This is a genomic window from Pseudomonas sp. Au-Pse12 (genome assembly GCF_021341665.1).
Classification (GTDB): Bacteria; Pseudomonadota; Gammaproteobacteria; order Pseudomonadales; family Pseudomonadaceae; genus Aquipseudomonas.
This window is the reverse complement of record NZ_JAJTTH010000005.1, coordinates 292,620-308,217: the sequence shown is the minus strand read 5'-3', so window position 1 is coordinate 308,217 and position 15,598 is coordinate 292,620. Positions and strand designations below refer to the sequence as shown.

Below are 15,598 nucleotides of genomic sequence, written 5' to 3'. Positions count from 1 at the left end.
GTGTTGGAAAAGCTCAGAAGCCGGCTGCTCTATGGAGCGTTTGCCCGCTATATGGCCTGGACCTGGAAAATAAGTGAGAATGCGGGCCATTCCCGGCCGACAAATCGCGCCTATCATATCCAAGAATCGTCACTAGCTTAAGGCCCAAGCCGCAAATGAAACGATCTGCTTTCTTTATCTCCGACGGTACCGGTATCACAGCGGAAACCCTCGGCCAGAGCCTGTTGGCGCAGTTCGAAAACGTTACCTTCAGCAAATTCACGCGGCCGTATATCGACAGCATGGAAAAAGCGCGGGCCATGGTACAACAAATCAATATAGCCGCCGAAAAAGACGGCCATCGCCCGATCATATTCGACACCATCGTCAATCAGGACATTCGTGAGATCCTCGCGACCTCCAATGGTTTCATGATCGACATCTTCTCGACCTTCCTCGCGCCCCTGGAACAGGAGCTCAGCGAGCATTCTTCCTACTCCGTCGGCAAATCCCATTCCATTGGCCACAACTCCAACTACATGGAGCGGATCGAGGCGGTGAACTTCGCCCTGGACAACGACGACGGCGCCCGCACCCACTACTACGACAAGGCCGACCTGATCCTGGTCGGCGTATCGCGCTGCGGCAAGACCCCAACCTGCCTGTACATGGCCATGCAATTCGGCATCCGCGCGGCCAACTACCCGCTGACCGAAGAAGACATGGAGCGCCTGCAGTTGCCCAATGCCCTGCGCGCCCACAAGCACAAACTGTTCGGCCTGACCATCGACCCCGATCGCCTTACCGCGATCCGCAACGAGCGCAAGCCCAACAGCCGCTATTCCAGCTACGCCCAGTGCGAGTTCGAAGTGCGCGAAGTAGAGAACCTGTTCCGCCGCGAGAACATTCCCCACATCAACTCCACGCATTTCTCGGTGGAAGAGATCTCGGCCAAGATCCTCGTCGAAAAAGGCGTGGAACGGCGTTTCAAGTAAGCCCTCCGCCGCCCCATGGCCAGGGCTTCGGCGCCCAGGCCATGGAACCTACCAGGACGCCAGCCCAGTGTCCTGGCGCAGGGCCGCAGCCAAGGCGGTGAAACCCTCCTGCAGCCTGCGGTCATCCGCGGTGGTATTGCAGACACTGGCTCGGATGAACTGCGGCACCGCAGCCTGGCCAACGGCAAAGGCTTCGGCCGTGGCCACCTGATAGCCCTGACGCTGCAGGTTCGCTTCGATTTCAGAGGCTCGCCACGGCTCGACCACCCTGATCCAGAAATGCGGGCAACCCTCCGGGCTGTGCCACTCCAGCCCCTGCAACAGCCCCGCCACCAGCGCCTTGCGCCGGGCAATCTCGGCCATCTGCTGCTGACGCAGGCGCTCGGCAACCCCCGTATCGATCCAGCCCGCCACCAGCTCCAGGGGCAGCGGCGTGGCCATCCAGCAGGTGGCGCGTACCGCTGCGGCCAATCGCCCCACCAGCGGTAATGGCGCATGCACGAAACCGACCCGCAGCCCTGAGGCCACGGCCTTGCTCAGGCTGCTGATCAGCACCGTGCGCTGCGCCGCGAAATGCGCCAGCGGCGCTGGGCGCCGATTCATCAGCACGGCATGGGTTTCATCCTCCAGAATCAGCAGGTTATGCCGGTGACAGACCTCAGCCACGGCTTCGCGCCGCGCCGCGGACTGCACCGCAGCCGTGGGGTTCTGCAGGGTGGGGGTGCAATACAGCGCCGAAATGCGGTGCTGCCGGCACGCTTCGTCCAGCGCCTCGGGCAACAACCCCTGCTCGTCCATCGGCAAGCCCAGGAGCTTGATGCCCAGCATTCGCGCCGTGCTGATCAGGCCCGGGTACGTCAGGTGCTCGGTGGCCAGGGTATCGCCAGGCTTGAGCAGCGCCAGCAAGGCGATATGCAGGCCGTGCTGGGCGCCGTTGACGCAAATGACCTGCTCGGGGTCCACCTGCAAGCCGTCCTGCGCCAGCCAGCGCGCGCCCGCCGCGCGATAACGCGCCAGGCCGGCCTCGGCGCTGTAGCGGCTGACTTGCAGCAACCCCTGCGGGTCCTCCGCCAGCGCCCGCAGGCCCTGGGCGATGAAGTGGCTCTCCTCCCCCGGAATATGGGTGTTGCGGCTCATGTCGAACAGCGCCTCCGGCGCCTCGGCAACGTTGCGAAAGCCACTGTCACGCTGGCGCTGCAGACCGTCCTGACGCACATAGGTGCCATCACCCACCCGCGCCACCACCTGCCCCAGGCGCTCCAGCTCGGCATAGGCGCGACTGATGGTGCCAATGGTCACGCCCAGCTGATCAGCCAACAGCCGATGAGGCGGCAACTTGCTGCCAGGGGCCAAGACACCGTCAACGATGGCCTTGTCCAAGGCCTCGGCCAGCCGCTTGTACTTGGCGCCGACGCCATCCTGCAACGCGGAACGCGTTATTGACACCGTGTCAATACTTGCTTTGACAGCCATCATTTTCCCCAATAGCGTTGTTTACGGGCTCAATAACCGCAAATGACTCGCCCAATATAGGGGTCAATTGCCCACCACGAAAGGAACGCCAGCGTGAGCACCACCACCATCACACCTGACACCCGAGCCCTGCCTCGCCATTGGCTCGCCACGCTGGTCACCTGCACCCTGTTCCTGATCGTCTGCCTGAGCTGGGGCACGACCTGGCTGGGCATCAAGATTGCCGTGGAAAGCGTGCCACCGCTGACCGCCGCCGGGTTGCGCTTTCTGATTGCCTTCCCGTTGTTCGCCTGCTTTGCCTGGCTGCGCCGCGAGCCGTTGATGTTCCCCAAGGGCAGCCGGGGGTTCCTGGTGTTTGTCACCCTGTGCTACTTCAGCCTGCCTTACACCTTGCTCAACTACGGCGAGGTGCACGTCTCCTCGGGTTTGACCGCGCTGCTGTTCAGTTGCATGCCGGTGTTCATCCTGATTTTTTCCGCCCTGCTGTTGCGGGAAAAGATTCATCTGGCGCAACTGCTGGGCATCGCCGTCGGCTTTGCCAGCCTGTTCCAGATCATCCGCGGCCAGGGCCTGCTCAGCGATCACAACGAACTCTCGGGGGTGCTGGCGATTCTCGGCGCGGCGCTGCTGCATGCGCTGTGCTACGTGGTCACCAAGAAACACGGCAGCGCCATCAGCGTCATCACCTACAACACCCTGCCGATCGGCATCGCCGGCCTGCTGCTGTGCCTGGCCGGGCTGGCCGTGGAAAGCCCGGATTTTGCCGCCATCAGCCCGCGTTCCTGGGGCGCCTTGCTGTACTTGGGGCTGGCCGCTTCGGTGGGTGGGTTCATCGTCTACTTCTTCCTGCTCAAGCGCCTGAACCCGGTGATCCTGTCCTTCGTCTTCATCATCTTCCCGGTGTTCGCGGTGATCATCGGCGCCTGGTACGAAGGCCAGAGCCTGTCCCGCGACCTGCTGCTGTACTCCTCGACCCTGCTCGGCGGCTTCGCCATCACCAAATTGCCGCTGGATAAATGGCTGTCCGGAAAGCCCACCCAACGCTAAGAAAATCCGTAGGAGCGAGCTTGCTCGCGATGCTTCTGAGGGCACCGCGTTCGCCCGGCGAGCCTGCGTCATCCTTGACGTTCTTCGCGAGCAAGCTCGCTCCTACAAGGGAGGGGACAGCCTCAAATCACCAGCAGGTCGACAAACCGGTGCACCGGCGTGCCCTCCAGCTGCGCCTGGTCCTTGCACAACTGGAAAATCTGCGTCGCGCGCTGGGCGGTGAAGCGTGTGGCCAGGTTGGCCTTGAACTTGTCTTCCAGCAGCGGGATGCCTTCGGCGCGGCGGCGCCGGTGGCCGATGGGGTATTCCACCGCCACCTGCTCGGTGCTGGAACCGTCCTTGAAGAACACCTGGATCGCGTTGGCGATCGAGCGCTTGTCGGCTTCCAGGTATTCACGGGTATAGCGAGGCTCCTCGACGATCTGCATTTTTTCGCGCAACTGATCGATGATCGGGTGCGCAGCGTGGAAGTCGTCCTCATAGTGCTCGGCCACCAGGGTGCCAAAGGCCAGCGGCACCGCGGTCATGTATTGCAGGCAGTGATCGCGGTCGGCGGCATTGGCCAGCGGCCCGACCTTGGAAATGATGCGGATCGCCGACTCATGGGTGGTGATCAGGATGCGGTCGATTTCGTGCAGGCGATTGCGCACGTTCGGGTGCAGAATCACCGCCGCCTCACACGCGGTCTGCGCATGAAACTCCGCCGGGAAGCTGATCTTGAACAGCACGTTTTCCATCACGTAGCTGGCGTATTTCTGCGCCAGTTTGAACTGTCGCTGGCCCTCGGGCTTGAGCGCCAGGTCCTTGTTGGTATGGCTGAACAGCACGTCATAGAAGCCCCACTGCGGCGCGCTCAGCACTCCGGGAATGCCCATCTCGCCACGCAGGGCGATATCCGCCAGGCGCACCCCACGGCTGGAGGCGTCACCCGCCGCCCAGGATTTGCGCGAGCCGGCATTCGGCGCGTGACGGTAGGTGCGCAGCGCCTGGCCATCGACGAAGGCCTGGGACAGCGCCGCCAGCAACTGCTCGCGACTGGCCCCCATCAGCTTGGCGCAGACCGCGGTGGAGGCGACTTTCACCAGCAGCACGTGATCGAGGCCGACGCGGTTGAAGGAGTTTTCCAGGGCAATCACGCCTTGGATCTCATGGGCCATGATCATCGCCTTGAGCACATCGCTCATGGTCAGCGGCGCCTCGCCATTGGCCACACGCTTTTGCGACAGGTGATCGGCCACCGCCAGAATCCCGCCGAGGTTGTCCGAAGGATGCCCCCACTCGGCCGCCAGCCAGGTGTCGTTGTAGTCCAGCCAGCGCACGATGCAGCCGATGTCCCAGGCCGCCTTTACCGGGTCGAGGCGGTAGCTGGTGCCGGGCACCCGCGCACCAAAGGGCACCACGGTGCCTTCGACGATGGGCCCCAGGTGCTTGGTGCATTCGGGAAAACGCAGGGCCAGCAGGCCGCAGCCCAGGGTGTCCATCAGGCAGTTGCGAGCGGTATCGAGGGCTTCTCGGGAGTCGATGGAATAGTTCAGGACATAGTCGGCGATGTCCTGCAGGACCTGGTCGTAATCGGGACGGTTGTTCAGGTCTACGTTGGCGCTCATGAGGGCTTCACTCCTGTTGCAAGGTTGTAGGTACGGTGCTTCCTCAGGTTCAGGTCAATAACGGCATCGCAGGTCTGCGCCTGCTCAGCGATTCAATAACAACATCACGATGGGCGGTGGTGGCGAGGGAGCCCCGCCACCACCGCCGGCACTACTCGGCTTAGAAACTGTCGCCGGGCACTCGCACCCAGCCTTCCATCAGCACCCGCGCGCTGCGGCTCATGATGGCCTTGACCACCGTCCAGTCACCTTCGTTCTGGGTGGCTTCGGCGCCGACGCGCAAGGTGCCCGAAGGGTGGCCAAAACGCACCGCGCTGCGCGCGCCACCACCGGCCGCCAGATTGACCAGAGTGCCGGGAATCGCCGCCGCGGTGCCAATGGCCACCGCGGCGGTGCCCATCATCGCGTGGTGCAACTTACCCATGGACAGGGCGCGCACCAGCAGGTCGACATCCCCGGCCTTGATCGCCTTGCCGCTGGAAGCCTGGTAATCCGCAGGCGGCGCGACAAAGGCCACTTTCGGCGTGTGCTGGCGCTGGGCGGCTTGGTCCAGGTGCTGAATCAGGCCCATGCGCAGGGCACCGTGGGCGCGAATAGTCTCGAACATCGCCAGGGCCTTGGGGTCGCCATTGATATCGCCCTGCAGTTCGGTGCCGCGATAACCGATGTCCGTAGCGTTGATGAAGATCGTTGGAATCCCGGCGTTGATCAGGGTCGCCTTGAAGGTGCCGACACCGGGCACTTCCAGGTCGTCCACCAGGTTGCCGGTGGGGAACATCGAACCGCCGGCGCCCTCTTCCTCGGCCGCCGGGTCGAGAAACTCCAGTTGCACTTCGGCCGCCGGGAAGGTCACGCCGTCCAGCTCGAAATCACCGGTTTCCTGAACCTCGCCGTTGGTGATCGGCACGTGGGCGATGATGCTCTTGCCGATATTGGCCTGCCAGATACGCACCACCGCCACGCCGTTCTGCGGAATGCGCGCCGGGTCCACCAGGCCGCTGCTGATGGCGAACGAACCGACCGCCGCCGAGAGGTTGCCGCAGTTGCCGCTCCAGTCGACGAAGGCCTTGTCGATGGCCACCTGACCGAACAGGTAGTCGACGTCGTGATCGGCCTTGATGCTCTTGGACAGGATCACCGTCTTGCTGGTGCTGGAGGTGGCGCCGCCCATGCCGTCGATCTGCTTGTCATAGGGATCGGGGCTGCCGATCACCCGCAACAGCAGGGCATCACGGGCCGCGCCCGGCAGCTGGGCCGCCTCGGGCAGGTCCTTGAGGTTGAAGAACACGCCCTTGCTGGTGCCGCCACGCATGTAGGTGGCGGGAATCTTGATCTGCGCTACAAATGCCATGAATTTCAGGTCCCGATAATGACCGGGGGCGGTGCCTTGCGGCCCGCCCCCGGTACGTTGCTTAGCTGGCTACTGCCGATTCCAGGAAGTCCTGGGCGAAGCGTTGCAGCACCCCGCCCGCCTCGTAGATCGACACCTCTTCGGCGGTGTCGAGGCGGCAGGTCACCGGCACCTCGATCCGCTCGCCGTTCTTGCGCTGGATCACCAGGGTCAGTTGCGCCCGAGGTGTACGCGCGCCGATCACGTCGTAGGTTTCAGTGCCGTCGATGCCCAGGGTCTTGCGGTCGGTGCCCGTGAGGAACTCCAGCGGCAGCACGCCCATGCCCACCAGGTTGGTGCGGTGGATGCGCTCGAAGCCTTCGGCGACGATCGCTTCCACACCCGCCAGGCGCACGCCCTTGGCCGCCCAGTCGCGGGAAGAACCCTGACCGTAGTCGGCGCCGGCAATGATGATCAGCGGCTGCTTGCGCTGCATGTAGGTTTCGATGGCTTCCCACATCCGCGTCACTTTGCCTTCCGGCTCGACCCGCGCCAGGGAGCCCTGCTTGACCTTGCCGTTTTCCTGGACCATTTCGTTGAACAGTTTCGGGTTGGCGAAGGTTGCGCGCTGGGCGGTCAAGTGGTCGCCACGATGGGTCGCGTAGGAGTTGAAGTCCTCTTCCGGCAGGCCCATTTTCGCCAGGTACTCGCCGGCCGCGCTGTCGAGCATGATGGCGTTGGACGGCGACAGGTGGTCGGTGGTGATGTTGTCCGGCAGCACTGCCAGCGGGCGCATGCCCTTGAGGCTGCGCTCGCCGGCCAGCGCCCCTTCCCAATAAGGCGGACGGCGGATGTAGGTGCTCTGTGGACGCCAGTCGTACAGCGGCTCGACTTTCGGACCGGTGTCTTCGTGGATGGCGAACATAGGGATGTAGACCTTGCGGAACTGCTCCGGCTTGACCGCCGCCTTGACCACGGCGTCGATCTCTTCGTCGCTCGGCCAGATGTCCTTGAGGCGGATTTCCCGGCCGCTGGCATCCAGGCCCAGCACGTCCTTCTCGATATCGAAGCGGATGGTGCCGGCAATCGCGTAGGCCACCACCAGCGGCGGCGAAGCCAGGAACGCCTGCTTGGCATAAGGGTGGATGCGCCCGTCGAAGTTGCGGTTGCCCGACAGCACGGCGGTGGCGTACAGGTCACGGTCGATGATTTCCTTCTGGATCACCGGGTCCAGGGCGCCGGACATGCCGTTGCAGGTGGTACAGGCAAAGGCCACCACGCCAAAGCCCAGCTGCTCCAGCTCATGGCCCAGGCCGGCTTCTTCCAGGTACATGGCCACGGTTTTCGAACCCGGGGCCAGGGACGACTTGACCCACGGCTTGCGGGTCAACCCCAGCTTGTTGGCGTTGCGCGCCAGCAGGCCGGCGGCGATCACGTTGCGCGGGTTGCTGGTGTTGGTGCAGCTGGTGATGGCGGCGATGATCACCGCGCCGTCGGGCATCTGCCCCGGCACTTCGGACCACTGCCCGGCAATGCCCTTGGCCGCCAGGTCGCGGGTGGCGACCCGGGCGTGCGGGTTGCTCGGCCCGGCCATGTTGCGCACCACCGACGACAGGTCGAACTGCAGACCGCGCTCGTAACGCGCGCTCTTCAGGCTGTCGGCCCACAGGCCGGTGTGCTTGGCGTAGCTCTCTACCAGGCGCACTTGTTCGTCTTCACGGCCGGTGAGCTTGAGGTAGTCGATGGTCTGCTGGTCGATGTAGAACATCGCCGCGGTGGCGCCGTATTCCGGGGCCATGTTGGAGATGGTGGCGCGGTCGCCCAGGGTCAGTGCCGCGGCGCCTGCGCCGAAGAACTCCAGCCAGGCCCCGACCACTTTCTGCTTACGCAGGAACTCGGTCAGCGCCAGCACCATGTCGGTGGCGGTGATCCCCGGTTGCAGCTTGCCGGTGAGCTCGACGCCGATGATTTCCGGCAGGCGCATCCACGAAGCGCGGCCGAGCATGACGTTCTCGGCTTCCAGGCCGCCGACGCCGATGGCGATCACGCCCAGGGCATCCACGTGGGGGGTGTGGCTGTCGGTGCCGACGCAGGTATCAGGGAAGGCCACCCCGTCGCGCACCTGGATCACCGGGGACATTTTCTCCAGGTTGATCTGGTGCATGATGCCGTTGCCCGGCGGGATCACGTCGACGTTCTTGAAGGCCTTCTTGGTCCAGTTGATGAAGTGGAAACGGTCTTCGTTGCGGCGGTCTTCGATGGCGCGGTTCTTGTCGAAGGCGTCCGGGTCGAAACCGCCGCATTCCACGGCCAGGGAGTGGTCGACGATCAGCTGGGTCGGCACCACCGGGTTGACCAGGGCCGGGTCACCGCCCTGATCGGCGATGGCGTCGCGCAGGCCGGCCAGGTCCACCAGCGCGGTCTGGCCGAGGATGTCGTGGCACACCACGCGGGCCGGAAACCACGGAAAGTCCAGGTCGTCACGGCGTTCGATCAGTTGCCCGAGGGAGGCGTTGAGGGTCGCCGGATCACAGCGACGCACCAGGTTTTCCGCCAGTACGCGGGAGGTGTAGGGCAGGCTGTCGTAGGCGCCGGGTTGCAGCGCATCGACCGCCGCACGGGCGTCGAAATAGTCCAGCTGGCTGCCGGGCAGCGTCTTGCGAAATTCAGTGTTCATGGTCAGGGAACTCGATCACGGTAGTTTCAAAGGAAGCGTCCGGCACGGGGCTGCATGGGCATCCATCCCTTGTGGGAGCGAGCTTGCTCGCGATGACGGACGCAGGTCCGACGTCGCTGTCGGCTGATTCATCGCGATCGCGAGCAAGCTCGCTCCTACAGGTGTGGAGCATTCAAGCCACAGTGCCGGCGCCCTCCCGGTCAGCGGCGTTCGATTGGCACGAACTTGCGCTGTTCAACGCCGATGTACTCGGCGCTTGGACGGATGATGCGGTTGTTGCCTCGCTGCTCGAACACGTGGGCGGCCCAGCCGGTCAGGCGCGAGCAGACGAAGATCGGGGTGAACAGCTTGGTCGGGATGCCCATGAAGTGGTACGCCGAGGCGTGGTAGAAGTCGGCGTTGGGGAACAGCTTCTTCTGCTCCCACATGGTCTTGTCGATGGCTTCGGACACCGGGAACAGCACCTTGTCACCGACTTCGTCAGCCAGCTGCTTCGACCAGCCCTTGATCACCTCGTTGCGCGGGTCGCTGTCTTTGTAGATCGCGTGGCCAAAACCCATGATCTTGTCCTTGCGCTCCAGCATCCGCAGCAATTCGGCGGTCGCCTCCTCGGGGCTCTGGAAGCGTTCGATCAGCTCCATGGCCGCCTCGTTGGCGCCACCGTGCAGCGGGCCACGCAGCGAACCGATGGCGGCGGTGATGCACGAATACAGGTCCGACAGGGTCGAGGCACAGACCCGGGCGGTGAAGGTGGAGGCGTTGAACTCGTGCTCGGCGTAGAGAATCAGCGACACGTTCATCACCTTGACGTGCAAGTCGCTGGGCTTCTTGCCGTGCAGCAGGTGCAGGAAGTGGCCACCGATGGTCTGCTCGTCGCTGACGCAGTTGATGCGCACGCCTTCATGGCTGAAGCGGTACCAGTAGCACATGATCGCCGGGAAGGCCGCCAGCAGGCGGTCGGTGACATCGTGCTGCTGGGAGAAGTCCTTCTCCGGCTCGATGTTGCCGAGGAACGAGCAACCGGTGCGCATCACGTCCATCGGATGGGCCTGGGCCGGAATCCGCTCCAGCACTTCCTTCAGGGCTTGTGGCAGGTCGCGCAGCTTGCTCAGCTTGGCGCTGTAGGCGGCCAGTTGTTCCTGGGTCGGCAGGTCGCCGTACAGCAACAGGTAGGCGACTTCCTCGAACTGCGCATCGGCCGCCAGTTCGCGCACGTCATAGCCGCGGTAGGTCAATCCGGCACCGGCCTGGCCCACGGTGGACAGCGCGGTTTGCCCGGCGACCTGGCCGCGCAGACCTGCGCCACTCAATACTTTTGCTTCGGCCATTGCTCTCTCCAATCTTGAATTTGTTAGGGACTTGGCAACTTCGTTGGTCGGGACTCACCCCGACACTGTAGGAGCCAGCTTGCTCGCGATCCAGGCCCGCGCGCCCCAGCGAATCAGGGGCTGCGCATTAGCGTTGACGGCCATCGCGAGCAAGCTCGCTCCCACAAAACCTCATTCAGCCTTTCTTCTGCGCGAACAGCGCGTCGAGCTTCTGTTCGAAGCTGTGGTAGTCGATGCGCTCGTAGAGCTCCATGCGGGTCTGCATGGTGTCGATCACGTTCTGCTGGGTGCCGTCGCGACGGATCGCGGTGTAGACGTTTTCCGCCGCCTTGTTCATGGCACGGAACGCCGACAGCGGGTACAGCACCAGGGAAACATCCACAGATTTCAACTGTTCGGTGGTGTACAGCGGGGTGGCGCCGAATTCGGTGATGTTGGCCAGGATCGGCGCCTTCACCCGGTCGGCGAAGATCTTGTACATCTCAAGCTCGGTGATGGCTTCCGGGAACACCATGTCGGCGCCGGCCTCGATGCACGCCGCGGCGCGTTCCAGGGCCGATTCCAGGCCTTCCACCGCCAGCGCATCGGTGCGCGCCATGATCACGAAGCTGTCGTCGGTGCGGGCATCCACCGCGGCCTTGATGCGGTCGACCATTTCCTGCTGGGACACGATCTCCTTGTTCGGGCGATGACCGCAGCGCTTGGCGCCGACCTGGTCTTCGATATGGATCGCCGCGGCGCCGAACTTGATCATCGACTTGACGGTGCGCGCCACGTTGAAGGCCGAGGAACCGAAGCCGGTGTCCACGTCCACCAGCAGCGGCAGGTCGCAGACGTCGGTGATGCGGCGCACGTCGGTGAGGACGTCGTCGAGGCCGGTGATGCCCAGGTCAGGCACGCCGAGGGAACCGGCGGCGACCCCGCCGCCCGACAGGTAGATCGCCTTGAAACCGGCGCGCTTGGCCAGCAGGGCGTGGTTGGCGTTGATCGCGCCGACCACTTGCAACGGCTGTTCGCTGGCGACCGCATCGCGGAAACGCTGGCCTGGAGTGCTCTTGTTGGAACTCATGACTCACCTCGTGGAGTGGCTGTCTGATGGGCGCTGTCCTGGTAGTGACGCGCAATATTGCGTTTCGAGGCGCCGATGTGGCGGCGCATCAACAACTCGGCCAGTTCGCCGTCGCGATCGGCAATGGCATCGAGAATCCGGTGGTGTTCGGCAAAGGCCTGGTGCGGGCGGTTGGGGGTCGCGGAAAACTGGATGCGATACATGCGCACCAGTTGATACAGCTCGCCGCAGAGCATTTGCGTGAGGGTGCGGTTACCAGCGCCCTGGATGATCCGATAGTGGAAGTCAAAATCCCCTTCCTGCTGGTAGTAGCCGACCCCGGCCTGGAAGGCGGCGTCGCACTCGTGGGTATCGAGCACCCGGCGCAGTTCATTGATGTCCTCGGTGGTCATGCGCTCCGCCGCCAGGCGACAGGCCATGCCTTCCAGGGATTCACGGATTTCGTAGAGTTCGATCAGCTCGGCGTGGCTCAGGGATACCACCCGGGCGCCGACGTGCGGCACCCGCACCAGCAGACGCTGGCCTTCCAGGCGGTGGATGGCTTCGCGCAGAGGACCGCGACTGATGCCGTAGGTGCGCGCCAACTCGGGCTCGGAGATCTTGCTGCCTGGGGCAATCTCACCCTTGACAATGGCCGCCTGGATCCGCCGGAAGACGTTTTCGGACAGGGTTTCAGAATCGTCCTGCGCCGGCATCGGGTGTTCGAGTTGCTCCAGCATATTGTCGACACCTTTAAAATCAATGAGGCAAAAACTAGCCAATACAGCGAATACAGTCAAAGGAAAAATAGAGATTGTCGACAATCGTCTAATAACCCTTTGCACCAGAACGAGACAAAAGGCCCCGCCCCGGCGCTGGCGCCATAAAACCAGCATGCTAGAATGCCGCCCGCATTGGCCTGTCATCTTTTAATGGCACGCATACGAAGGAGCTTGCGCAGCCGTGCCAGTCGCCTTGAACTGAAGAACCCATGCCCATCAGGATCTATGAGACTCAAGGCCCTTCCCCTATTGCTCTGCCTGCTTGCCCTGCCCGGCATCAGCGCCGCCGCTGGCAAGACCGTCTACGGTTTGAATGAATACGCACGACTGTCGGGCATCGACCTGGAAGTGGCGGCCAAGCTCGACACCGGGGCCAAGACCGCTTCCCTGAGCGCCCGCGATATCAAGCGCTTCAAGCGCAATGGCGAGTCCTGGGTACGCTTCTACCTGGCCATCGACGCCGCCCATTCCCACCCCATCGAACGGCCCCTGGCCCGGGTCAGCAAGATCAAGCGCCGCGCCGGCGACTACGACCCCGATGAGGACAAGAACTACACCGCCCGCCCGGTCATCGCCCTGGATGTGTGCATGGGCAGTGCCTTGCGCAGCATCGAAGTGAACTTGACCGACCGCAGCGCCTTCCAATACCCGCTGCTGATTGGCTCCGAAGCCTTGAAACGCTTCGATGCGCTGGTCGACCCCAGTCTTAAATACGCTGCTGGCAAACCCGCCTGCGCCACCGACGCTCATACCGCAGAGTAATTCCAATGCGCTCTCTTACCCTTCATCTGAAAGTCCTGATCGCCATCCTGGTGGTGCTGGGCATTTCGATCACGGCCTATCAGATTTTCGTGCTCGGCATTCCGGTGACCGAAGACGCTACCGACGATCTGTGGAACATCGATGCCAAGGTCGAATTCGTCGCCAACGGCAAGGACCCGATCAAGATCCAGATGTTCGTGCCGCCCCTGAGCCGGGACTACGTGAGCCTTAACGAAAGCTTCATTTCCAACAACTACGGGGTGGCGGTGAACCGCGTCGACGGCAACCGCAAGGTCACCTGGTCGGCGCGCCGGGCCAAGGGCAACCAGACCCTGTACTACCGCCTGGTGCTGACCAAGCGCTACAGCGCCGAGAAAGCCAAGGTCAAGGGCCCGACCTTCCGTGACAGCATGGCCGTGGAAGGCCCGGAAAAGATCGCTGCCGACGCCCTGCTGGCGCCGATCCGCCAGCACTCGGCGGACGTTGAGACCTTCATCAGCGAAGCCATCAAGCGCGTCAACAACGCCAATGACGACAACGCCAAGCTGCTGCTGGCTGGCGACTCGTCCAGCGCCAACAAGGCCAAGATCGTCGAGTTGCTGCTGTCCATCGCTCATGTGCCGATGGAGAAGGTCCACACCATCCGCCTGGTGGCCGACCAGCCACAGACCCCGGAGCTCTGGCTGCGCAGCTTCAACGGCACTGACTGGCTGTACTTCAACCCGGAAACCGGCGAACAGGGCATGCCCAGCGACCGCCTGCTGTGGTGGACCGGTGACGACAACCTGATCACCGTCGATGGCGGCAAGAAAGCCAACGTCACCTTCAGCCTCAACAACAGCGAAATGAACGCCATTCGCCTGGCCAAGCTGACCGACGAGAACACCGACGCCAACTTCCTCGAATACTCGCTGTACGGCCTGCCGCTGCAGACCCAGCAGACCTTCATGATCATGGTGATGATCCCCATCGGCGTGCTGGTGATCCTGGTATTGCGCAACCTGATCGGCCTGCAGACCCTGGGCACCTTCACCCCGGTGCTGATCGCCCTGGCGTTCCGCGAAACCCAGCTGGGCTTCGGCATCGCGCTGTTCACGGTGATCACCGCGCTGGGGCTGTCCCTGCGCTCCTACCTCGAACACCTGAAACTGCAGATGCTGCCGCGGCTGTCGGTGGTGCTGACCTTCGTCGTGGTGCTGATCGCCGCCATCAGCCTGTTCAGCCACAAGCTGGGCCTGGAACGCGGCCTGTCGGTGGCGCTGTTCCCGATGGTGATCCTGACCATGACCATCGAACGCCTGTCCATCACCTGGGAAGAGCGCGGCGGCGGCCACGCGATGAAAGTCGCCATCGGCACCCTGTTCGCCGCCTCCCTGGCGCACCTGATCATGAGCGTGCCGGAGCTGACCTACTTCGTCTTCACCTTCCCGGCGATGCTGCTGATCCTGGTGGGCTTCATGCTGGCGATGGGTCGCTATCGCGGCTACCGCCTGACGGAGCTCGTGCGTTTCAAAGCCTTCGTCAAGGCCGACTCCTGATGTTCGGCCTGTGGAAGACCTGGAAAGCCCTGGAAGCGCGGGGAATCATGGGCATCAACCGGCGTAACGCCGACTACGTGCTCAAGTACAACAAGCGCAGCCTGTACCCCATCGTCGATGACAAGATCATCACCAAGGAGCGGGCGATCAAGGCCGGCATCCATGTGCCGGAACTGTACGGGGTGATCTCCACCGAGAAGGAAATCGACAAGCTCGATGCGATCATCGGTGAACGCAACGACTTCGTGATCAAGCCGGCCCAGGGCGCTGGCGGTGACGGCATCATTGTGATCGCCGACCGCTTCGAGGGCCGTTATCGCACGGTGTCGGGCAAGATCATCAGCCACGAGGAAATCGAGCACCATATTTCCAGCATCCTCACCGGCCTGTATTCCCTGGGCGGCCACCGCGACCGGGCGCTGATCGAATACCGGGTGACCCCGGACCAGATCTTCAAGAGCATCAGCTACGAAGGCGTGCCGGACATCCGCATCATCGTGCTCATGGGCTACCCGGTGATGGCCATGCTGCGCCTGCCGACCCGCCAGTCCGGGGGCAAGGCCAACCTGCACCAGGGCGCCATCGGCGTCGGGGTCGACCTGGCCACCGGCCTGACCCTGCGCGGCACCTGGCTGAACAACATCATCGCCAAGCACCCGGACACCACCAACGCCGTGGACGGCGTGCAACTGCCCTACTGGGACGGCTTCATGAAGCTGGCGGCCGGCTGCTACGAGCTCTGCGGCCTGGGCTACATCGGCGTGGACATGGTCCTGGACCAGGACAAGGGCCCGCTGATTCTCGAACTCAACGCCCGTCCGGGGCTGAACATCCAGATCGCCAACGACTGTGGCCTGACCCAGCGCACCCACGCCATTGAAGCCCACCTTGAGGCACTCAAGGCCCGGGGCATCGTGGAAAGCGTCGAAGAGCGGGTGCGCTTCGCCCAGGACCTGTTCGGTCACATCCCCCCGATGGAAGGCTGATAGCCGCGGCTGCGGGCTGCGAACACAAGGTCCTGCGGACCTTTTC

The 15,598-nt window shown here is 63.4% G+C and carries 12 protein-coding genes; 5 read left to right on the top strand and 7 right to left on the bottom strand.

Translation table 11 applies throughout. From position 1 onward, the window contains the following. Positions 1-155 precede the first annotated feature (155 nt). The gene (gene ppsR, locus LXM55_RS16405) at positions 156-974 is read left to right on the top strand and encodes a posphoenolpyruvate synthetase regulatory kinase/phosphorylase PpsR (protein ID WP_011060188.1); all 819 of its coding nucleotides are present in this window, start codon (positions 156-158) and stop codon (positions 972-974) included. Between the two features lie 48 nt (positions 975-1,022). Here ppsR and LXM55_RS16400 read toward each other — a convergent pair whose 3' ends face one another. Continuing rightward, on the bottom strand, positions 1,023-2,447 hold the full coding sequence (locus LXM55_RS16400) for an aminotransferase-like domain-containing protein (RefSeq protein WP_233321335.1): 1,425 nt from the start codon (positions 2,445-2,447) through the stop codon (positions 1,023-1,025). A gap of 93 nt (positions 2,448-2,540) precedes the next feature. Here LXM55_RS16400 and LXM55_RS16395 point away from each other — a divergent pair, with 93 nt between their 5' ends. After that, on the top strand, positions 2,541-3,494 hold the full coding sequence (locus LXM55_RS16395; RefSeq protein ID WP_233321334.1) for a DMT family transporter: 954 nt from the start codon (positions 2,541-2,543) through the stop codon (positions 3,492-3,494). 122 nt (positions 3,495-3,616) lie between these two features. On the opposite strand, the gene prpD is transcribed toward LXM55_RS16395, so the two are convergent. The 6 genes from prpD to LXM55_RS16365 all read right to left on the bottom strand — a co-directional run bounded on the left by prpD (position 3,617) and on the right by LXM55_RS16365 (position 12,224). Next, a complete protein-coding gene (gene prpD, locus LXM55_RS16390; protein ID WP_233321333.1) occupies positions 3,617-5,101 on the bottom strand; it encodes a 2-methylcitrate dehydratase in 1,485 nt (494 codons plus the stop codon). A 160-nt stretch (positions 5,102-5,261) separates the two neighbouring features. Beyond that, on the bottom strand, positions 5,262-6,452 hold the full coding sequence (gene prpF, locus LXM55_RS16385; protein WP_233321332.1) for a 2-methylaconitate cis-trans isomerase PrpF: 1,191 nt from the start codon (positions 6,450-6,452) through the stop codon (positions 5,262-5,264). 61 nt (positions 6,453-6,513) lie between these two features. Then, positions 6,514-9,108, bottom strand: coding sequence for a Fe/S-dependent 2-methylisocitrate dehydratase AcnD (acnD, locus tag LXM55_RS16380; RefSeq protein WP_233321331.1), 2,595 nt, complete (start codon positions 9,106-9,108; stop codon positions 6,514-6,516). 200 nt (positions 9,109-9,308) lie between these two features. Continuing rightward, a complete protein-coding gene (prpC, locus tag LXM55_RS16375; protein ID WP_233321330.1) occupies positions 9,309-10,436 on the bottom strand; it encodes a bifunctional 2-methylcitrate synthase/citrate synthase in 1,128 nt (375 codons plus the stop codon). Between the two features lie 175 nt (positions 10,437-10,611). Then, positions 10,612-11,505, bottom strand: a complete 894-nt coding sequence (gene prpB, locus LXM55_RS16370) for a methylisocitrate lyase (RefSeq protein ID WP_011060181.1) — start codon at positions 11,503-11,505, stop codon at positions 10,612-10,614. Then, positions 11,502-12,224: a GntR family transcriptional regulator gene (locus tag LXM55_RS16365; protein WP_233321329.1), complete on the bottom strand. Its 723-nt coding sequence runs from the start codon at positions 12,222-12,224 to the stop codon at positions 11,502-11,504. The genes prpB and LXM55_RS16365 overlap by 4 nt, the downstream gene beginning before the upstream one ends. Positions 12,225-12,491: 267 nt before the next feature. Here LXM55_RS16365 and rloA point away from each other — a divergent pair, with 267 nt between their 5' ends. From rloA to LXM55_RS16350, 3 genes are read left to right on the top strand one after another with little or no spacing between them, the layout of a single operon-like run. Continuing rightward, positions 12,492-13,028 carry a retropepsin-like aspartic peptidase RloA gene (gene rloA, locus LXM55_RS16360; RefSeq protein ID WP_011060179.1) on the top strand — a complete coding sequence of 179 codons (537 nt, stop codon included), beginning with the start codon at positions 12,492-12,494 and terminating at the stop codon, positions 13,026-13,028. Between the two features lie 5 nt (positions 13,029-13,033). Further along, a complete protein-coding gene (gene rloB / locus LXM55_RS16355; protein WP_233321328.1) occupies positions 13,034-14,566 on the top strand; it encodes an osmotic stress tolerance membrane protein RloB in 1,533 nt (510 codons plus the stop codon). Beyond that, a complete protein-coding gene (locus tag LXM55_RS16350; RefSeq protein WP_233321327.1) occupies positions 14,566-15,552 on the top strand; it encodes an alpha-L-glutamate ligase-like protein in 987 nt (328 codons plus the stop codon). Before rloB ends, LXM55_RS16350 begins: the two co-directional genes overlap by 1 nt. The last annotated feature ends 46 nt before the right edge of the window (positions 15,553-15,598 follow it).